Origin of the sequence: Pseudonocardia tropica (assembly GCF_040105315.1) — a bacterium.
Taxonomy (GTDB): domain Bacteria; phylum Actinomycetota; class Actinomycetes; order Mycobacteriales; family Pseudonocardiaceae; genus Pseudonocardia; species Pseudonocardia alni.
The window spans coordinates 340465-359641 of the sequence record NZ_JBEDNP010000001.1; the positions used below are offsets into that span (position 1 = coordinate 340465).

Annotated in this window: 13 protein-coding genes; 6 read left to right on the forward strand and 7 right to left on the reverse strand. The window is 72.7% G+C overall.

The features are described 5' to 3' along the window. Positions 1-8: 8 nt before the first annotated feature. The gene (locus WHI96_RS01655; protein WP_345648189.1) at positions 9-407 is read left to right on the forward strand and encodes a VOC family protein; all 399 of its coding nucleotides are present in this window, start codon (positions 9-11) and stop codon (positions 405-407) included. A gap of 4 nt (positions 408-411) precedes the next feature. Here WHI96_RS01655 and WHI96_RS01660 read toward each other — a convergent pair whose 3' ends face one another. From WHI96_RS01660 to WHI96_RS01675, 4 genes are all read right to left on the reverse strand, one after another. Beyond that, positions 412-2256 (reverse strand): arabinofuranosyltransferase, encoded by a 1845-nt coding sequence (locus tag WHI96_RS01660; RefSeq protein WP_345648192.1) that lies wholly within the window; start codon positions 2254-2256, stop codon positions 412-414. 2 nt (positions 2257-2258) lie between these two features. Beyond that, positions 2259-3023 carry a class I SAM-dependent methyltransferase gene (locus WHI96_RS01665; RefSeq protein WP_345648195.1) on the reverse strand — a complete coding sequence of 255 codons (765 nt, stop codon included), beginning with the start codon at positions 3021-3023 and terminating at the stop codon, positions 2259-2261. Between the two features lie 36 nt (positions 3024-3059). Next, on the reverse strand, positions 3060-5228 hold the full coding sequence (locus WHI96_RS01670; protein WP_345648198.1) for a DUF6541 family protein: 2169 nt from the start codon (positions 5226-5228) through the stop codon (positions 3060-3062). A 168-nt stretch (positions 5229-5396) separates the two neighbouring features. Further along, positions 5397-7481: a DUF6541 family protein gene (locus WHI96_RS01675; protein ID WP_345648201.1), complete on the reverse strand. Its 2085-nt coding sequence runs from the start codon at positions 7479-7481 to the stop codon at positions 5397-5399. A 109-nt stretch (positions 7482-7590) separates the two neighbouring features. On the opposite strand from WHI96_RS01675, the gene glf reads away from it, so the two are divergent. Then, entirely contained in the window at positions 7591-8817 is a 1227-nt protein-coding gene (gene glf / locus WHI96_RS01680; RefSeq protein WP_345648204.1) for a UDP-galactopyranose mutase, read from the forward strand. On the opposite strand, the gene WHI96_RS01685 is transcribed toward glf, so the two are convergent. Next, on the reverse strand, positions 8818-9609 hold the full coding sequence (locus tag WHI96_RS01685) for an IclR family transcriptional regulator (protein WP_345648207.1): 792 nt from the start codon (positions 9607-9609) through the stop codon (positions 8818-8820). A gap of 170 nt (positions 9610-9779) precedes the next feature. Between WHI96_RS01685 and WHI96_RS01690 the strand changes: the two genes are divergently transcribed. Beyond that, positions 9780-10892: a mandelate racemase/muconate lactonizing enzyme family protein gene (locus WHI96_RS01690; protein WP_345648209.1), complete on the forward strand. Its 1113-nt coding sequence runs from the start codon at positions 9780-9782 to the stop codon at positions 10890-10892. Continuing rightward, positions 10877-12004, forward strand: coding sequence for an iron-containing alcohol dehydrogenase family protein (locus WHI96_RS01695; protein ID WP_345648212.1), 1128 nt, complete (start codon positions 10877-10879; stop codon positions 12002-12004). Before WHI96_RS01690 ends, WHI96_RS01695 begins: the two co-directional genes overlap by 16 nt. A 3-nt stretch (positions 12005-12007) precedes the next feature. Here the strand turns inward: WHI96_RS01695 and WHI96_RS01700 are convergent, their stop codons facing one another. Next, entirely contained in the window at positions 12008-12172 is a 165-nt protein-coding gene (locus tag WHI96_RS01700) for a nucleotidyltransferase family protein (RefSeq protein ID WP_345648215.1), read from the reverse strand. Positions 12173-12355: 183 nt separating this feature from the next. Here WHI96_RS01700 and WHI96_RS01705 point away from each other — a divergent pair, with 183 nt between their 5' ends. Further along, positions 12356-14359, forward strand: a complete 2004-nt coding sequence (locus WHI96_RS01705; protein ID WP_345648217.1) for a glycosyltransferase — start codon at positions 12356-12358, stop codon at positions 14357-14359. Positions 14360-14427: 68 nt separating this feature from the next. Further along, entirely contained in the window at positions 14428-17262 is a 2835-nt protein-coding gene (locus WHI96_RS01710) for an arabinosyltransferase domain-containing protein (RefSeq protein ID WP_345648220.1), read from the forward strand. Here WHI96_RS01710 and WHI96_RS01715 read toward each other — a convergent pair whose 3' ends face one another. Next, positions 17263-19098, reverse strand: a complete 1836-nt coding sequence (locus WHI96_RS01715; protein WP_345648222.1) for a glycosyltransferase — start codon at positions 19096-19098, stop codon at positions 17263-17265. Positions 19099-19177 lie beyond the last annotated feature (79 nt).

Sequence of the window (19177 nt, forward strand, 5' to 3'; positions counted from 1 at the left end):
TACCGGGCATGAGCACACCCACCCAGCGCCCCACCACCCTGAACAACATCGGCGTCGTCATGTTCACCGTCGCCGACCAGGACGCCGCCCTGGACTTCTACACCCGCGTGCTTGGGTTCGAGGTCCGCGGCGACACCCGGTTCGGCGAGAACGACGAGTACCGCTGGCTCGAGGTCGCCCCGCCCGGCTCGACCGCGCGGCTCGCGCTCAACCCGCCGATGTACGACGAGCCCGGTGGCAGCGCGATCGGCGTCGAGACCTCCGACCTGGCCGCCGAGCACGCCCGGCTGACCGAGCTCGGCGTCACCGGCCTGGACCCGCTGCCCACCGACGACACCCCCGGCGTCCCGCGGCTGTTCATGCTGCGCGACCCGGACGGCAACGTGATCACCGTCGTCGAGGCCTGAGGCGTCAGGGCACCGGGGGGACGTCGGCCCGCACCAGCACCGCGTACGGGCCGACGTCGCGCCGCTGCCAGGCCGGATCGTCGAACAGCTGCGGCGCGAACACCGCCGGGTCGGTGCCCTGGCGGGGGTCGGGGAACCGGTCCTGCGCCAGCGGCAGCCGCAGGGCCCCGTCGGCTGACCGCTCCAGCACGATCACCGACGGCGGCCGCGCCGGGCCGCGGTCCAGCGCGTCGAGCAGCCGCCCCGGGTCGGCCGCGGCCGCCCACCGGCGGGCCTCGTCGGTGCGGGCCGGGTAGTCCGCGAGCGGGTTCGCGTACTGCGGCTGCGACGCCTGGAACGCGAAGTACGGCACGTAGCTGAGCAGGGTCGCGTTCGCGCTCGCGACGACGACCTCCCGCGGCGGCCGGCCGGTCAGGCCGTCGATCGTCGCGCGCAGGTCCCCGAGCCAGGCGTTCGCATCCGCCGGATCCCGCGAGCCGTCGGGCCGCGTCCCGTCGGGCCGGTAGTCCTGCGCCGCACCGGTCCACGCGTAGTCCTGCGGCACGGACTGCACCTGCCCGACGACGACCGCCGCGGCCAGCGCCGTCGCCACCGCCGCGCAGGTCCCGGCACGGACGCCCCGGTCGCGCAGGACGCCGGCCAGTGAGGCGACCGCCCAGACCGCCCCGCAGGCCAGTGCCGCGGTGAGGATCGGCTGGATGCGGAACGCCAGCAGGGTGCTCCCGAACGCCAGCGCCGCCGTCGACAGCAGGTACCAGGCGTAGCCGCAGGCCACGGTGACGCCCAGCGCCCGCGCGACCGGGTCCGTGCGGAACCGCGCCACGACCCACACCGTGCCCAGCAGGCACAGCGCCCCGACCGGGGTCGCCTCCAGCATCGGCAGCGGCCAGCGCGACCCCGCCTCGGCGAGGAAGTGCTGGCCCGCGCTGTAGGTGGGTTCCCCGGCCGAGGCCAGAAGGTAGGGCAGCCAGTGCACGAGGGTGAGCGGCAGCGCCGCGGCGACGACCACGCCGACGGTCACCGCGAGCGTCGCGGGCCGGGTCGTCCGCGTCACCAGGCCGTCGACGGCCAGCACCGTCAGCACGAACCCGGCGAACACCAGGATCTGGGTGTGGGTGACCGCGGCCAGCCCGAGGACGAACCCGGCGAGCAGCGCCGTCCGGACCCACGAGCCGCCGGTCCGGCGCACCAGACGGAGCCCGAGCACCGCCAGCGGCGGGACGAGCGCCGCGGTCAGCCACGAGTACGGCGAGTACGCGGCCAGCGTCACGAACCCGGCGAGGGTGGTCGCCACGGCCGCCCCGACCGCCCGCGGACGGGACGTCACCAGCCCCCACAGCGCACAGGTCAGGACGGCGGTGACCGCCAGCGTCGCGATCGAGAACGGCTTGTGGAACGCCCAGGCGTCGACACCCAGCAGCGCCGCGGCCCGGCCGCCGACCCAGAACCACGCGGCCGGGTAGTACGGCGGCATGTCCGCGTAGGCGAAGTCCGCGAGCCGCGCCGAGTCCGCGAACCGGGTCAGGAACGCGACCCGGAACTGCTGGTCGCCGCCGACCCCGAACAGGTAGTGCGGGGTGTTCGCCAGGAACAGCGTGAGCGGCAGCGCGGGCAGCGCCGCCAGCCCCACCCACGCCAGCGGCGCGGCGACGAGCGGCGACCGGCTCCACGCGGCGGCGGCCAGCACCGCGGCGACGAGCGCGCCACCGGTCGCGGTGAGCGCCAGCCCGACGTTCGACCCGGCCGGGACCGTGATCCGGTCCGCGAGCAGCAGCCCCGCGGCGACGACCCCGACGGCGACGACCGGGCCGACGACCAGGTCGGCCGCGGCGAGGAGCCGTCGCGTCACGGTCAGGTCTGCTTCTTCACGGCGACGACGAGGAACGCCTTCGAGATCGCCCACAGCGGCGGGAACCGGCGCAGCGCCGCCACCCCCAGCGAGTACAGCCGCGACCCGCCGCCCTCGGCGAGGCTGACGTCGCCGGGCACGGTGAACCGGGCGTCGAGGTCGGGGCGCCGCGCGAGCAGCCGGCGCATCCGCAGGTAGCCGGGCGCGTAGCTGGCGTCGGTGTAGTCGCTGCCGCGCCCCGACCAGCGCAGGTAGCGGGTCGCCAGCGGCAGCGGCAGCCACGCCAGGAACGGCAGCGAGTAGTGCGCCTCGATCGGCCACCACCGGTTCGGCACCAGGATGTAGGCGACGCCGCCGGGCCGCAGGCAGGACGCGATCCGCTCCAGCGCGTCGGGCTGGTCGTCGAGGTGCTCCAGGACGTTGTCGAGCACGGCCACGTCGAAGGCGCCGGCGTCGTCGCCGTGGCCGAAGTCGCCGATGCCCTGGACACGGAACGTGAAGTTGTCCCGGCCGCCCTCGGCCGCCAGCCGGGTCCCCTCGGCGGCCAGCGCACCGTTCGGCTCGATGCCGACGACCTCCCGGCACAGGCCCGCGAGCTCGAGTGCGGTGTAGCCGTAGCCGCAGCCGAGATCGACCACCCGTGCATCACGGAACGGCACGTCGAGGGCCGGTCCGGTGGTGATCGCGATCTGCCGGGCGAACCCGGTGGCGAGCGTCCGACGATCCACCATGCGTAGGGAACGTTCGTACTCGGGGAGGTCGGTCACGTGGGGTGCTCCTTGCAGCCGGGGGCGTGTGAACGGTCACCCATCATATGAATTCGGGATCGGTTTCCTGTCGCAGACGTCGATCTGCCACAACTGTGTCGCACCGGACTGTGCGAGCAAGGTGAAACCGCCGACCGTGTCAAGCCCGTCCAGACCTGGGAATTGAGCGGCGCGGGGGTCTCGTGGCCAGAAGGACACGTCGCCGGTCAGGACGTGAGTCGTCTGAGTGGCTGTGACTGCGGCGCACACCTGCGGGTCGGACGCTGCATCGCGCAAACGGGCCGCGATGACTTGCTGATCCGCTGTCCAGTTCCCGCCCAGGTGCGGGAAAAGCACTTGCCGATTAGTCAGGGCGAACAGTAGGGCGTTACCGGTGAACGGGTTTTCGGCGACAACGGAGTTCGGTGGCAATAACCTGCTCGCTTCGACAAGAAACTCCCGATGGTCGGGATTTAGCATTCGGTCGGAGTCCGGACGCTGGTACGGTTCGGCCAGCACATCGGAGTGCACCGCGATGTTCATCCCGCCTGAGAATGCGAGCGCGAAGATTGTCCCGGTGACAGCGACACCTTGGGTGAACCACCGACGGCGAGTCAGCGGCCCCAGTGGGGGCAGCAGCGCGATCACCCGCCGGGTCAGTCCGGCCAGTGTCAGCAGACCGATGACGGCGAGGGGCACACCCGTCACCGGTACCATCGCCGCCAGTCGGTAGGAGTCGTTGTACCAGGCTCCGGTCAGTCCGGCGGAGAGCCCGTCCTCCCGCGACGCGGCCATCACATACAGAAAGCCGGACGCCGCGTGAGCGGGAACCAGCCATGACGTCGACACCCGCCGGAACGCTCCTACCAGCCCGACCAGCACCAGGCCGGAGAGTATGGACAGCGCCGGTTGCCGGTTCATGCTGTTGGTGACCACGTCGACAACAGCGCCAGGAGTGTCGGTGAAAGCCGGCCAGTCGAAACTGCGTACCCCGGAAAGTAGCGGCGAGTAGAACATTAGCCAGAGCGTCATCGTCACTGCTGCGGACAGCAGCAGTGCGCCAAGTGCTGGTTGCCAGAGCCGCATCGTGAAAAGACGGTACCGAGTCAGTCGACCCAGCCCCCATAGTATCGGGAAAAAGCCGATCACAGCGAGGCTGAACACGGCGTTGGGATGTGACAAAGCGAGCCCGGGAAGTGTCGCGACGAAAATCAACGCTGCCGCCGGGACCCGTAGCGCGGACTCTCGTGCCGCGCCGAACAGCGTCGCGAGAACTGCGATCGAAGCGGGTAACAGCGCAATGCCGATCATATTCGGCCACAGCACTCCGAACGACATGAGCATCCAGGGGGCCGCGGTGAATCCGGATGCCAACACCGGCGCGGCAAACGCAGCCGCTGCGGACCGACCGACCAGTTGCCGAGTGAGCAGCAGCGCCGACAATGGGAACACCAGCGCGGCCACCGCCCAGGCGGTCATGTTCACGGCCTGTGGAATCGAGGTTCCGGCTCCGAGTGCAACCAGCGAGACCAGGTCGTGCCACGCGGCCGGGTACAGAGCCGTCGCCGCGGCGGGATTGTTGATCGTACCGAGGGTGAGGGATGACGCGTCGCCGGTCCGCAGGATGTGCGCAATACCATTGTAGTGGAATACTGCGTCGTAGGTTGAGGAAAGGGAATCGACCGGTCCGAAGCCGCGGACGACGGTGACCCACCCGAGCCCTGCGCCAACCGCGACCCCGATGGCAGCCGCGGTCCCGCCATACCAGCCGTCGAGGCCCTGGCGTTGCGCTGATGTCTTCCACGCCGTTGGCAACGCGCCCGTCAGTGGTTCCGCCCGGCGGGCGAACTCTCCCCGGGGGCTACGCAGCTGCTGCCACGCCGCGCGGGCTCGCAATCCAGGTCCCCACGTGCGTAGTGCCGATCGCCAGCCGCGGTGCAGCGCGCTGCCGGCAGGCCGCCGAGCCACGAATCCGCGGAACAGCAGCGCGGCGGCCGCCAGACTCACGGCCGGAACCATCGGCGACCACGATCCCCAAGGGATACCGAGTGCAGTTCCCGCTACCGCGGACAGTGCAATCAACGTAATCGAAAGCAGCGGGGACGCCGCCCAAACGGTGATGCCACGCAAACCCGATGCCCGCAGGACCAGCAGTCCCGGGACAACCACCCACAGCGCCGCGACTAGCGCTACGGGCGCGGCGGAGAGCCAAGTCGCTGCGCCCATCGGGGGCGGCTCCTTCCCGAGGATGTGGCACCGACGGTCCTTGGCCACCGCGTTACAGCAGGTGTTCAGGCGGTGGCTCGCGGGACGATACCGGTGAGATGTCACCGTTGTCGGTCCGCCTCACCGACCCGGTCGGGTACCAGGCCGGACGATCCGGCCACACTGCGATCAGGACCCGACGACCCGGCCGGCGTCGCAGGCGGTGATGCGCCACAACGCGTTGTCGCCGTCGCGGGCGAGCAGCTCGAACCCGTCGGCGTCGGCGAGGTCGTCGAGTCCGGGCCACTGCAGCGCCAGCGGGTCCGGCTGCCAGAACGTCGGCGGCGCGGTGATCACGTACCCGGTCCCGGTCTCGGCGACCGCCGCGCACACCGCCGGGTCGTTCGACGCGTCGCGCAGCCGCTCGGCGATGATCTGCTGGTCCGGCGACCACACCCCGGTCAGGTGCGGGAACAGCACCTGCCGGTCGGTGAGCGGCCACAGCATCGCGGTGCCGGCCCACGGGTTCTGCGCCACGACCGCGTCCGACGGCAGCAGGTCGCCCGCCTCGCGCAGGAACCGCGCCTGATCCGGGCCGACCAGCACCTCCTCCGGCGTCTGGTAGATCGCGGCGAGCGAGTCGATGTGCGAGCGCTGGTAGAGCCCGCCCGAGGTGACGACGACGGCGATCACCCCGATCGCGACGAGCACCGCGGCCCGGGGCCGGGGCAGCCCGGCGACGGCGGGCGCGGCCCGGGTGAGGCGGTCGCGGACCAGGCAGGCGAGGGTGCGGGCCAGCGAGCAGAGCGCCACCAGGCCGAGCGCGGCCAGCGGGGCCGCGGTCACCGGGACGAGCGCGGCGATCCGGGGCGAGTCGTTGTACCAGACCCCGGTCCACACCGAGGACCACGTGGTGGCGCCGACGACGTAGAGCGTGCAGACCAGCAGGTGCGCCGGGACCAGCCAGGACGTCCGGGCCCGCCGCAGTGCCCACACCGCACCGGCCACCGTGAGCACCGCGATCGACCAGGCCGGTGCGTTGTCCTCGGGGTTGTGCAGCACCGCGTTCCACACGGCGTCGGTGACCGAGACCTCCGGCTCCCAGTAGTAGCCGCGGATCCCGTCGAGGGCGGGGGAGACGAACATGAACCAGCCGACGCCGCCGAGCGCGGCGAGCACGACCGGTACCGCGACGACCGCGCGCACGGTGGGCCACACGCCGCCGCGCAGCCCGCGGCGCACCGCGCCCGCGAGGCCCCACAGGATCGGCGGCACCGCGACGACCACGGCGCCGAACAGCGCGTTCGGGTGCGCGAACCCCAGCGCGACGACGGCGGCCCCCGCCGGGAACCAGCGCGCCACCCGTCCCGGGGGGTACGGGCCCGGCCGGGCGGGCGACACCGGGTCCGGCCCGAGACCCGGCCGCGCGGCGAGCGCTGTCGCGGCCAGCGCGGCCGGCACCAGCGAGACGCCCAGCAGGTTCGGCCACAGCGCGCCGTAGGTGACCAGCGTCCACGGGAACGCGACGAATCCGAGCGCGAGCACCGGTGCGGCCAGCGCGGCACCGGCCGAGCGGCCGACGAGGGTGCGGACCAGGAGGAGCACCGACAGCGGCCACACCAGCAGCGTGGTGACCAGTGCGACCGCGTTCGACGCGACGACGATCCCGCCCGGCCCGGTGGCCAGCGGCGCCACCAGCGAGACGACGTCGTGCCAGGCCGCGGGGTAGAAGCCGGGGGAGTTGACCAGGCCGCCGACGGTGAGCGACGACGCGTCGTGCGTCCCGAGGATCCGGGCGACGGCGTTGTAGTGGAAGTTCGCGTCGAAGGTCTGGGACAGCGCGTCGGGACGGTCCATCCCGCGCAGCACGGCCCGCAGACCGAGCGCCGCGGCGATCGTCAGCCCGCCGAGCGCGGCGAGCCCGGTCCAGCGCCGGTCGGGTCCGCCGCGGAGCAGCGTCCGGACCGACTCCCCGACGGCGGCCCGCACCACGGTGGGCCGCGGCAGCAGCGGGCGGCGGAGCACCAGCCGTCGCACACCCACCACCAGCAGCGCGAACGCGGCCGCCGCGGTGGCCGGTGCGGCCCCGCTCCAGGGCACGCCGAGCATGCTCGCGCCGACGGCGGACCCGGCGATCACGCCGACCGACAGCATCGGGGCGGCGCCCCAGGCGGCGATCCCGCGCAGACCGGCGGCGAGGCCCACGACCAGTCCCGGGAGCGTGACCCAGGCCGCGGCCAGCGCCACGAGGGGGACGGCGGACAGCCAGCTCACGCCATCTTCTCCTCGGGCCGCGACGGTGCCGGATACGTCCGCTTCTCGGACCTGTCTGCGAGGGTACCGAAGCCGCCGGGTGCCCCGGATCACGCCTGCCCTACCCTCGATGGCCGTGAGCGTCGACAGTGCCGACCTGAACGGTTACGACCTGAGCAGCTACGACCTGATCGTCGTCGGGTCCGGGTTCTTCGGACTCACCGTGGCCGAGCGGGTCGCGGACGGCCTCGGGAAGCGCGTCCTGGTCCTGGAGCGCCGGAACCACATCGGCGGCAACGCCTACTCCGAGGCCGAGCCGGAGACCGGGATCGAGATCCACCGGTACGGCGCGCACCTGTTCCACACCTCGAACGAGCGTGTGTGGGCCTACGTCAACCGGTTCACGAGCTTCACGGACTACCAGCACCGCGTGTTCGCCCGGGTCGGCGAGCAGGTCTACGCGTTCCCGATGAACCTCGCGCTCATCAACCAGTTCTTCGGGAAGGCGCACACCCCCGACGAGGCGCGCTCGCTGATCGCCGAGCAGTCCGCGGAGGTCGAGACCGGGCAGGCCGCGAACCTCGAGGAGAAGGCGATCTCGCTGGTCGGGCGCCCGCTCTACGAGGCGTTCGTCAAGGGCTACACCGCCAAGCAGTGGCAGACCGACCCCACCGAGCTGGACGCCTCGATCATCACCCGGCTCCCGGTCCGCTACACCTACGACAACCGCTACTTCAACGACACCCACGAGGGCCTGCCGACCGACGGGTACACCGCGTGGCTGGAGCGGATGGCGGACCACGACGGCATCGACGTCGTCCTCGACACCGACTACTTCGCGGTGCGCGAGCAGCTCCCCGCCGACGTGCCGGTCGTCTACACCGGCCCGCTGGACCGCTACTTCGACCACGCCGAGGGCGAGCTCGGCTGGCGCACCCTGGACTTCGAGCTGTCGGTCGAGCCGACCGGGGACTTCCAGGGCACCTCGGTGATCAACTACAACGACGCCGAGGTCCCCTTCACCCGGATCCTCGAGTTCCGCCACATGCACCCCGAGCGGGACTACCCGAAGGACCGGACCGTGATCGTGCGGGAGTACTCGCGCTTCGCCGAGTCCGGGGACGAGCCGTACTACCCGATCAACACCCCCGACGACCGGGCGAAGCTGGACCGCTACCGCGAGCTGGCCCGCAAGGAGACCGCGAACCGGGGCGTGCTGTTCGGCGGGCGGCTGGGGACCTACAAGTACCTCGACATGCACATGGCCATCGGGTCGGCGCTGACGATGTACGAGAACCGCCTCGTCCCGCACTTCACCGAGGGGCGCCCGCTGTCGGGCACCGAGGCCGAGGACTGATCACGGGGGCCGCGGGGCGGAACGCCCCGGCGTCCACCCCAGCTCCGCCGACACCGCGGCCGCCGCGGCCGCCGTCGCCCGGCCCGTCTCGTCGAACCGCCCGTCCAGCCGGGGGGTCGGCCCCGAGACGTTGAGCGCCGCGACGACCCGGCCGCGGAAGTCGCGCACCGCCGACGACACCCCCGACACCCCGGGCTCGAACTCGTCGCGCGACTCGGCCCAGCCGCGTTCGGCGGCCTCGTGGATCGCCCGCCACAGCTGCGGCACCGTCCGCACCGTCGAGTCCGGGTAGTCCGGGACGAGGTCCTCGACGGCGCCGAAGCGCACGAACAGCTCGTCGGGCGTCGCGTCGGAGAGCAGGACCCGGCCCGCCGACGTGCACGGCAGCGGCGCGCGCCTGCCCTCCCAGCCCGTCGTGCGGAACGAGTGCCCGGACACCGTCCGCGCGGTCAGCAGCGCGTCGTCGCGGAGCACGCACAGGTGCACGGTCTCCTCGGTCGCGGCGGCCAGCCGGTGCAGCACCGGCTCGGCGACGGCCGTCAGCCGGCTGTCGGTGCCCCGCGCGGCCAGCGAGAACAGCCGCCACCCGAGCCGGTAGACGAGCGTGTCCTCGTCCCGCTCGACCAGGCCGGCGTCGGCGAGGGCCCGCAGCGCGCGCGAGACCTGGCTCTTCTCCCGTCCGGTCAGCCGGGCGACGGCGGTGACGCCCAGCCCGTCGGTGCGCACGGCCTCGTCCGACGCGAGCGCCTCCAGCAGCCCGACGTCGCGTCCGAGCCCGTGGCCGTTGCGCACCCCGGCCACGCTAGTCCCGGTTGCCCTGAGCGCAACCATGATCTCGATTCCCGGCCGGACCTGGCCGTGGCCGCGCGGACTTCCTAGATTCTGCGCTCGACCGGCTCGGGGCGCACCGCCCCCCGATCGCGCCCCGAGCCGGAACCAGCTCCCGACACGATCCCGGACCGATGAAGATCACCGACATCACGCTGGACCGGGTGCGGCTCCCGCTGGACCCACCGTTGCGCGCCGCCTGGGACCCGGACCCCCGCACCGTGTTCGACGCGACGGTCGTCCGCGTCCACACCGACGACGGCGTCGTCGGCATCGGCTCCGGCGACACCATGGACGGCTTCGACGCCTACCGGCACCTGTTCGTCGGCACCGACCCGCTCGCGATCGCCCGGCACGTCCGCGCGATCGAGACCTGCGCGCTGCACGGCGGCCACTACTGGCCGCTGGAGGCGGCACTGTGGGACCTCGCGGGCAAGGTCGCGGGCCTTCCCGTCGCGACCCTGTTCGGTGGCACGTACGACGCCGTGCCCGCCTACGCGTCGTTCTGCGTGCTGCGCCCGCCCGCCGAGCGCGCCGAGGTGGCGCACCGGGTCGCCGAGGAGGGCTTCCGCGCGGTCAAGATCCGGGTCGACCGGGACCGCGCCGACGAGGGCGTCGCCGCCGTCGCCGCGGTGCGGGAGGCCCTCGGCCCGGAATTCGCGATCATGGTGGACCTCAACCAGGCGTGGCGGATGGCCGGCGACGTCGCCCCCGCCACCGACCTCGCCGCGACCCGGCGCCTCGTCCGGCGGCTCGCCGACCTGGACGTGTTCTGGGTCGAGGAGCCCCTGCCCTACGCCGACGCCGACGGGATGCGCACCCTTCGCGCCGACAACCCGGGCCTGCGCATCGCGGCGGGGGAGATGCAGCGCTCGTTCGGCGAGCTGCTGCGCCTGCTCGACGACGACGTGCTCGACGTCCACCAGCCCGACGTCGTCCTCGCGGCCGGGATGAGCCGCGTCCGCACGCTCGCCGAGCTCGCGCTGCTGCGCCACCGCGCGTTCACCCCGCACAGCTGGACCAACGGCATCGGCGTGCTGGCGAACCTGCACGTCAGCGCCGGCGTCGGCGGCGGCCCGTACTTCGAGTTCCCCTACGACCCGCCGGACTGGACCCCGGCGCGTCGCGACTTCCCGCTGGCCGCACCCCTGACCGTCGGCGACGACGGCATGCTGGCGGTCCCGAGCGCCCCCGGCCTCGGGTTCACCCTCGACGAGGAGGCGATCGCACGGTGGCGGGTCCGGTGAACGGGTTCACGATCGAGGCGACCTGCGCCCTGGAGTTCGGTCCCGGCGCGGTCGCCCGGGTCCCCGCGCTGGTCGACGGTCTCGGCGGGGCGGCGGCGTTCGTCGTCACCGACTCCGGGCTGCGCGCCACCGGCATCGTCGACCGGGTCGTCGGCGACCTCACCGCGGCCGGGCTGTGGACCGAGGTGTTCGACGGCATCGGCCCCAACCCGTCGACGACGGCCGTCGAGCACGGCGCGACGGCGCTGCGCGCGTTCGGCTCCTGCGTGGTCGTCGCGGTCGGCGGCGGCTCGGTGCTCGACGCGGCCAAGGGCATCGCGCTGCTCGCCACCCACCACGGCGCCCGCGCGACCGACGACCTGTGGTCCTCGCCCGTCGCCGGGATGCCGTTGATCGCGGTCCCCACCACCGCCGGGACGGGTGCGGAGACCAACGGGTTCGGCGTCGTCGAGGACACCTGCGCCAAGCACAAGGTCTACCTGGGCCACGCCTCGGTCCGGCCGCGCGTCGCCGTCCTCGACCCGGAGCTGACCGTCGGCCTGACGCCCGCGGCGACGGCCGCGACCGGCTTCGACGCGCTCGTCCACGGCGTCGAGTCGCTCGCCTCCCGCGGCGCGAACCCGGTCTCCGACGCCGCCGCGGCCCAGGCCGTCGCGCTGGTGGGCCGGTGGCTGCCGGTCGCCGTCGACGACGGCACCGACCTCGAGGCCCGCGCGCAGCTGCTGCTCGGTGCGCACCTGGCGGGCCAGGCGCTGACCGTCTCCGGATTGGGCCTGGTCCACGGCGTCGCGCACGCGGTCACCGCGCACACCGGCACCCCGCACGGGGTGGCGCTCGCGGCGGTGAACGAGCAGGTCATGCGCTGGAGCGCCGACGCCGCGGCGGAGGCGTACGCCCGGGCCGGGGCCGCGCTGGGGACCGCCGACGCCGTCGCCGGGATCGCCGCGCTCGTCGAGGGCATCCGCGTCCGGCGCCCGCTGCACGAGCTCGGCGTGGACCGGGAGCTGCTGCCGGTGCTGGCGGCCGCCGCCGTCGCCGACCCGGTGACGGCCAACGCGCCGCGCACACCCACCGAGGACGACGTGCGGGAGATCCTCGACGCGGCCTGGTAGGGCTCAGAGACGGGCGGCGACCGCGTCCGGCCACCAGGCCGCGACGTCGAGGTCGGAGGCCGCCCGCGGGCGTCCACCGGCCGCCCGGCTGCCGTGGACGAACGCGAACCGTGCCCCGGCGCCGCGCAGCACCGCCGCGACCTCCGCCCGCCGGGCCGGTTCGTCCATCGCGCCAGTCTGGCACGCGGGGCGGCGGGGAACCGGACGATCCGCACCGCTTCCCCGCCGCGCCCGCCCGCCTCCCGGCCCCCGCACCGCCCGCGGCTACGCTCGGCCACGACTCCACCCGGCCCGGGCGGACCGGCAGTGCGGCCCGCCCGTGACCACCGCTACGAAGAGGCAGCTCCTGCGATGACCACGACGGACCAGCGAGGTCAGGTGTCCCCCACCGCCCCGGCCACGACCAGCGGCGAGACGCTGCTGCAGCGGGTGGTCCTGCCCCGGCCCGCCGACCCGACCGCCGTCCGCGCGCTCTACCTCGACGAGCGCCCCGGCACCACGCTCGCCCCGGTCGAGCCGCTGCCCGACGAGGACGCGCGTCCGCTCTCGCTGACCGTGTCGACCATCGGCGGCCGCCGCACCCGCATCCTCGACCGCACCAGCGCCACCGTCCCCGCGGCCACCGAGGTCTCCTTCGGCGCCTACTTCAACGCCTTCGCCGCCGGGTACTGGCGGGCCTGGTCCACGCTCACCAGCATCGAGCTGCGCCTGGACCTGGAGGGCTCGGGCCGCGTCGACGTCTACCGCACCAAGGCCGACGGGTCGCAGATCGTCGTCGCCGGTGAGATCGTCGACGGCCGTCGCCGCGTCACCCTGGAGCTGGACCTGCGTCCCTTCGAGGACGGCGGCTGGTACTGGTTCGACCTGTCCACCGACGACGCCGACCTGACCCTGCACGGCGGCGGCTGGCACGCCCCGCACGACGCGCCGGGCCGCGCGGCCGTCGTCGTCGGGATGCCGACGTTCAACCGCCCGGCCGACTGCGTCGCCACCCTCACCGCACTCGGGTCGGACCCGCAGGTGCTCGAGGCGATCACCGCGGTGATCCTCCCCGACCAGGGCAACCGCAAGGTCCGCGACGAGGCCGGCTACGAGCAGGCCGCGGCCGCGCTCGGCGACCGGCTGCGGATCATCGACCAGCCCAACCTGGGCGGCTCCGGCGGCTACGCCCGGATCATGTACGAGGTCCTGCACGGCACCGGCCCGCACGCGGGCGGGATCGACTGCGAGCAGATCCTCTACATGGACGACGACATCCTGCTCGAGCCCGAGTCGGTGCTCCGGGCGATCGCGTTCAGCCGGTTCGCCCGCGAGCCGATGCTCGTCGGCGGGCAGATGCTGTCGCTGCAGGCGCGCTCGCAGCTGTCCACGATGGGCGAGGTCGTCGACCGCAACCAGTTCCTCTGGCGCCCCGCCCCGGACACCGAGGCCCACCACGACCTCGCCGCCCGCACCCTGCGCCAGACCCGCTGGCTGCACCGCCGCGTGGACGTCGACTACAACGCCTGGTGGATGTGCCTGATCCCGCGCCGCGCCGCGGAGCAGCTCGGGCTGCCGCTGCCGCTGTTCATCAAGTGGGACGACGCCGAGTACGGCCTGCGCGCCCGCGCCGCCGGGTTCCGCACCGCGACCGTCCCGGGCGTCGCGATCTGGCACATGTCCTTCATCGAGAAGGACGACTCCTCGGACTGGCAGGCCTACTTCCACTACCGCAACCGGCTCGTCGCCGCGGCCCTGCACGGCCCCGACGACCCGCGCGCGATGCTCAAGGAGACCTTCAAACGCACCCTGCGCCACCTGATGCTCATGGAGTACTCGGCGGTCGCGCTGCAGATCAAGGGCTTCACCGACTTCCTCGCCGGCCCCGAGGCGCTGTTCCCGAAGCTGCCCGTCGTGCTCGACGAGATCCGGGCCCTGCGGGCGCGCTACGACGACGGCCGCCCGCTCGACTCCGCGACCGAGGTGCCGCCGGCCGACCTCGACGCGCTGGGCGCCCAGCTGTTCCCGAAACCCCCGTCGGGCCGGGCGAAGGCCGCGGTCGGGCTCGCCCGCGGGGTGCTGCGCAACCTGCGCACCCCGGACCCGGCGCTGCGCGAGCGCCCGCAGCGCAACGTGCCGTGGAAGAACGCCCAGTGGTTCGTGCTGGCCGGCCTGGACTCCGCGACGGTGTCCACACCGGACGGCCGCGGGGTGACCTTCCGCCGTCGTGACCCGGCGATGTTCAGGGAGATGGTCGCGGAGTCGTTCCGGCTGCACCGCGCCGTCGCGGCGGACTGGGACGGCCTGCGTGCCCGTTACCGGGCGGCGGCGCCCGTGCTGACCGGCAAGGACGGTTGGAAGCAGATCTTCGAGTGAGGCGGTGGAGCGCACTCGTCGGAGCGGCCCTCGGATTGTCGGCCCTGCTCCTGTCCGCAGTGTTCGCGGTGGCTCCTGTCGTGCAGCGGACGGCGAGCTACAGCTGGGACACCTCCGCCGGCGTGCTCGCAACCCCGGTTCCCCTGACGGCGTACCGGCCGGTGGGTATCGAGTCGACGGTGTCGTGTGCCCAGTTCAACGCCCTGCCCGGTGGAGGAGCGGTGCTCTCCACCACCGCGGAGCCCGGCGCCACCGGTACCTCACCGGACGGTCTGTGGGTCGGTGCGGTCGCGCCCGGTGCGGTAAGCGTGGTGTCCGCGGGCCGAACCCTGTACCAGGGCCCCGACTGTGACCTCGCCGTCCGCATCGGCCCGGACGGCTGGCAGGTCGCGCGCGGCGGGGATGTTCTCGCCCGGGGCGCAGGGGACGTCCGACCCTACGTCGCGGGGTTCTTCTCCGGGCTGCCCGCCGCGACACCGACGGCTGGGCTGTCGGCCACTGTTGCGGCCGACACCCGGTTCGAGACGGCGGCGTCGGGCACGAAGATCGCGCTGGCGGTCGCGGCCGCGACATGTGCCGTGCTGTCGCTGCTCGTCGCCGGGCTGCACGACCGGCGGCACGCCCACCGGGCCCCGGCCGCGTACCGGCGGCCGCGAAAGTTCGTGGGTGCTGACCTGCCCGTTGTCCTCCTGATACTGCTCTGGACTGTGATCGGCCCGGTCACCGTCGACGACGGCTACACCACCACGATGGTCGCCGACGCTGCCCGCAGTGGATTCGTCGGCGGTTACCACCATTGGCTGAATTCGCCTGAGGCGCCCTTTGGGTCGTTCTACGAGGTCTACCGATGGTGGGCCGGGGAGGGAACGCCGCTGCTGTCGATGCGGTTCCCTGCGCTTCTGCTGGCTCTGCTCGTCTGGTGGATGCTGTCCCGGATCGTCGTGTTCCGGTTGTTGCCCGGCGGGCGCGACACCTCCTGGGTACCGTGGGTGGCGGCGATCGCGTTCCTCGCAGGGTGGCTCCCGTTCGACGTCGGCCTGAGGTCGGAGCCCTACATCGCGGTCGGCACCGTGGCCGTCTGGTGCCTCGCCGAGCACGGCGTAGCTGCGCGCCGCCTGTTGCCTGTCGCGCTCGCCGCGCTCGTGGCGGGCCTGACGCTGACCACCGCGCCGACCGGGCTGGTCGCGATCGCTGTCCTCCTCGTCGCGGCGCCCGCGATCCTGCGCCTGATGGTTCGCCGACGCGGGGCCGTACCGGCGATGGTCGGTGCGGTCGCAGGATCGGTCGGCCTCGTCGTCCTGGTCATGTTCGCCGACCAGACCGTCGGCGCCGTCCGCGCCGGTACGGCCGTACGCACCGCGATAGGCCCGAACTTTCCCTGGTCCGACGAGTGGACGCGCTATCAGGCGTTACTGAAACTGCAGGTCGAGGGCGCGTTCGGGCGCCGCGCCGCGGTGCTGGTGCTCATCACGGCGCTGCTGGTGTCGGCGACTGTGCTCGTGCGCCGGAGACGGATCGTGGGCACCCACCACGCCCGGCTGGTCCGGTTCCTGGCCGCTACGGCCGCGGGCCTGGCCGCCCTGGCATTCGTCCCCACCAAGTGGTCCCACCACTTCGGAGGTTTCGCCGGCCACCTCACCGTGCTCGTCGTCGTGCTGACGTGGATCGGCTGCCGTGCGGTCCTGCGTGCGGCAGACCGGGCGCTGGTTCTCTCCGCGGTCGCCCTCGCGTCGGCCCTCGCGTTGAGCGGGTCCGCCATGTGGTGGGTGGCGTCTGCGGAGCAGGTGACCTTCTGGGACATCCCACCTCAGTTGCTCGGCGTCCGGTTCGCCACGATCGCTCTCTCCCTGGGCGCGGCCTGGCTACTCGTCGGGCTCGCCCTGCGCTACTGTCCGCAGCTCCCGCAGTACCTCGTCCCGCCGATCGGCCTGGTCGTGGTGACACTGCTGATCGGAACCACAGTCCTGCAGACGTACGGTCTCGTGCGCGCGACTGTGGTGACCCCGGGCTATTCCCAGCCCCGCACGACGGCCGCGGCTCTCATCGGCGACGACTGCGGGCTGGAGCCGTACGTGCGGGTGGAACTCGACCCGGTCGCCGGTCTGCTCCCCGTGGTGCCCGATCCCGAGGGTGCCGCCGTGTCGACCGGAGGGATGCGCAGTCCTGCCGACCGTGCGGAGCACGCGAGCCGGGAGGGACTGCCCTCCGCGGACATGTGGACGGTCGACGATGGCAGTCCGGGATCCCTGCGCAGCAGTTGGTACGTTCTGCCGGCGGGAGCACCGGGTCCGGTCGTCGTCGAGGTCGGCGGGTCGGGTCGCGGGCAGGTGACGGTCGAGTTCGGACGCGGCACGCCGACCGGCCCCGCCGTGGTCGCGGACGTGCCCGTGGATCTGCAGCCTCGGGTCTCGCCGGCGCGGTTCGACCCGGTCGCCACGGCGCCCGGTGCCGACCTCGTGCGGGTGGTCGCGGTGCAGGAGGTCTCCGACCCGGACTCGTGGTTGACCGTCTCCCGGCCGCGAGTCCCGCGCACGATCCCGCTCAGTGCGCTCGTTCCGGCGACCGCCCCCGCCCTGCTGGACTGGCCCATCGCGCCGCTGTTGACCTGCCGGCGGCAAGCCACACTCAAGGGCGGCATCGCCGAGGTCCCGGACGTAGTCGTGACCCCCGGGCGCGACCTGCCGGAGGCGATGGCCCGGTCGGCGGGCGGGCCGTTCGCGGGGCTGCTGCAGGCCTATCGTCTCCAGCCGGTTCCTACCTACATCGACGGGATGCCGACCACCTGGAGGGCCGAGGTGCTGCGGCTGGTCCCCCGCGAGCCGCTCCGCCCGCCCACGGTGACCCGGGGGATGACGACCGTCTCTGGCCTGTCGGGACGACCGCCGCTGATGTGGACGCCCTGATCAGGCCTCATAGAGGCGGGCCCAGTTCTCCCGCGACGTGACACGCGGAGCGGCGTCGCGCCACTGTCGTGCGACGATCGGGCCCTCGCGGTACAACCGTCGCACCACACTCAGCCCACGGCGGGAGAGTTCGGTCAGCCGCTGCCTGTCCCGGGTTCGTACCCGGACGCCGGTCTCGCCCATGTCGGTGACGACCGCGCGTTCGAACTGCGAGACATGCCACCAGTGGGCCTCACCCGCCGTGACCATGCCCGACCGGATCCGGGTGCGGCCGGTCGCCTGGGCGACCGCACGCTTGGCCCAGACGAGGAGTTCCCGGCTGGGCCTCGGACCGGCCGGTTGCACGACGAGATCCCGGAAGTCGAGTTCGAGTTCGTGCATCGGGACGCAGCGCGTCTCGGGGTAGGCCGCTCGGATCTCGCGGAGCCGGGCTGCGGCCGAGGCCGAACCGTCGTCGAGGATCTCCGGACCGCGCAGGAAGTCCTCGACTGCTGTCAGCAGAGTCACGGCGAGCCCGTACTGCATCGCGACCAGGTACTCCCGGAGGAACCTCGTGACGGTTCCGCAGACCACACGGCTGTCGAAGTCCGTGTGCAGTGCCGCCATGATCAGTCCGTTGCGGAGGTTGAAGTACCGGTGCCACTCGTCCCAGTCCTTCCAGCCGAAGTCGGCGTGCCAGACGCCGGCGCCCGGGAGAGAGACCGTGGGGAACCCGTGTGCTCTGGCGCGATATCCGAACTCGACGTCGTCCCACTGGAAGAACAACGGCAGCGGGTAACCGATCGCCCGGACGACCGGGGCAGGGATCAGACAGGACCACCATCCGTTGTAGACGGTGTCCACGCGTCGATCCAGGACGTTCGGCAGCAGCCGTTCGTCCCGGCCGAGGAGGAAACCCTCCTTGACCCCGCCTGGCACGCAGTTACCGTTCTCGAGTTTCTCCGGGTTGGCGAACTCGGCCGAACGGTGGAGATGCGCGGGGTGGAGCAGATTGAGCATCTGACCGCCCACGATGGTGGTCGTGCCGGTGCACGCAGCGAATCCTGTGAGACGCACGATGATCTCGGGATCGAGCAGCACGTCGTCGTCCATCAGCAGGACGTCATGGTCGTCCGACGGGTCGCCGGACGTGGCCTCGAACAGGCCCCGGGTGAACCCGCCCGCCCCCCCGAGGTTCGCCTGCCGACGGTAGTCGAGCCGGTCGCCGAGGGCAGCAGCGACCTCCGAGAACCGGACGTTGTCCTCGATCGGGTCGCTCCCCTGGTCCACTACCCGGATCACGGCGATCCGGTCCAGCGCGTAGGGGTCGCTGAGCAGTGAATCCAGGGTGTTCAGACACTCCTCGACCCGATTGTAGGAGCATATGGTCAGATCGACCGGGCGCTGCGGTGCCACCGGTGTGACGGTCCACCGGACCTCGGAGACGGTCAGCTCGTCGGTCTCGGTGGCGAACTCGAGCCACATACCGCCGCCGTCGAGGAACCTGTCGACCGGTCCGTCGAGCTCGACGGTTTCGTCCGTCCCCCCCACCGTGGCCTGAGCCACCGCACGGCCGACCTTGTTGGCGTCGGACGCCATGAGCCAGACACAGCCGGTGCCAGAGACGCGTAGGCGGACGCGGACCGAGGTGACGGCGGTCCAGCGTTGCCAGTAGGTCGCGTGCAGCCGACCCCAGTAGGTGTTGGTGGTGACATGGGTGCCTGCGACCAGATGGAGCCGGTCGTGCTCGCGCCGTGCGACGCCGGAGAGCACCTCGGCGTAGAGGTCATCGGGGACGATCCGTCCAGGACCGGTGAAGTGACCACGCTGCACCGTCAGCGATCCGGCACCCTCCATGATCGAGGTGGGCCGCGGTTCGGTCGCAGGGGCGCGCTCCGTCGTGCTCAACATCGCTGACTCATGCCTCTCCGTCGCC

Excerpts from the sequence above, each read along its gene's own strand:
- WHI96_RS01655 (WP_345648189.1), top strand. The coding sequence starts at position 9 with ATGAGCACACCCACCCAGCGCCCCACCACCCTGAACAACATCGGCGTC.
- WHI96_RS01670 (WP_345648198.1), bottom strand. The coding sequence starts at position 5,228 with ATGGGCGCAGCGACTTGGCTCTCCGCCGCGCCCGTAGCGCTAGTCGCG.
- glf (WP_345648204.1), top strand. The coding sequence starts at position 7,591 with ATGGCCGTGAGCGTCGACAGTGCCGACCTGAACGGTTACGACCTGAGC.
- WHI96_RS01690 (WP_345648209.1), top strand. The coding sequence starts at position 9,780 with ATGAAGATCACCGACATCACGCTGGACCGGGTGCGGCTCCCGCTGGAC.
- WHI96_RS01700 (WP_345648215.1), bottom strand. The coding sequence starts at position 12,172 with ATGGACGAACCGGCCCGGCGGGCGGAGGTCGCGGCGGTGCTGCGCGGC.
- WHI96_RS01705 (WP_345648217.1), top strand. The coding sequence starts at position 12,356 with ATGACCACGACGGACCAGCGAGGTCAGGTGTCCCCCACCGCCCCGGCC.
- WHI96_RS01715 (WP_345648222.1), bottom strand. The coding sequence starts at position 19,098 with ATGGAGGGTGCCGGATCGCTGACGGTGCAGCGTGGTCACTTCACCGGT.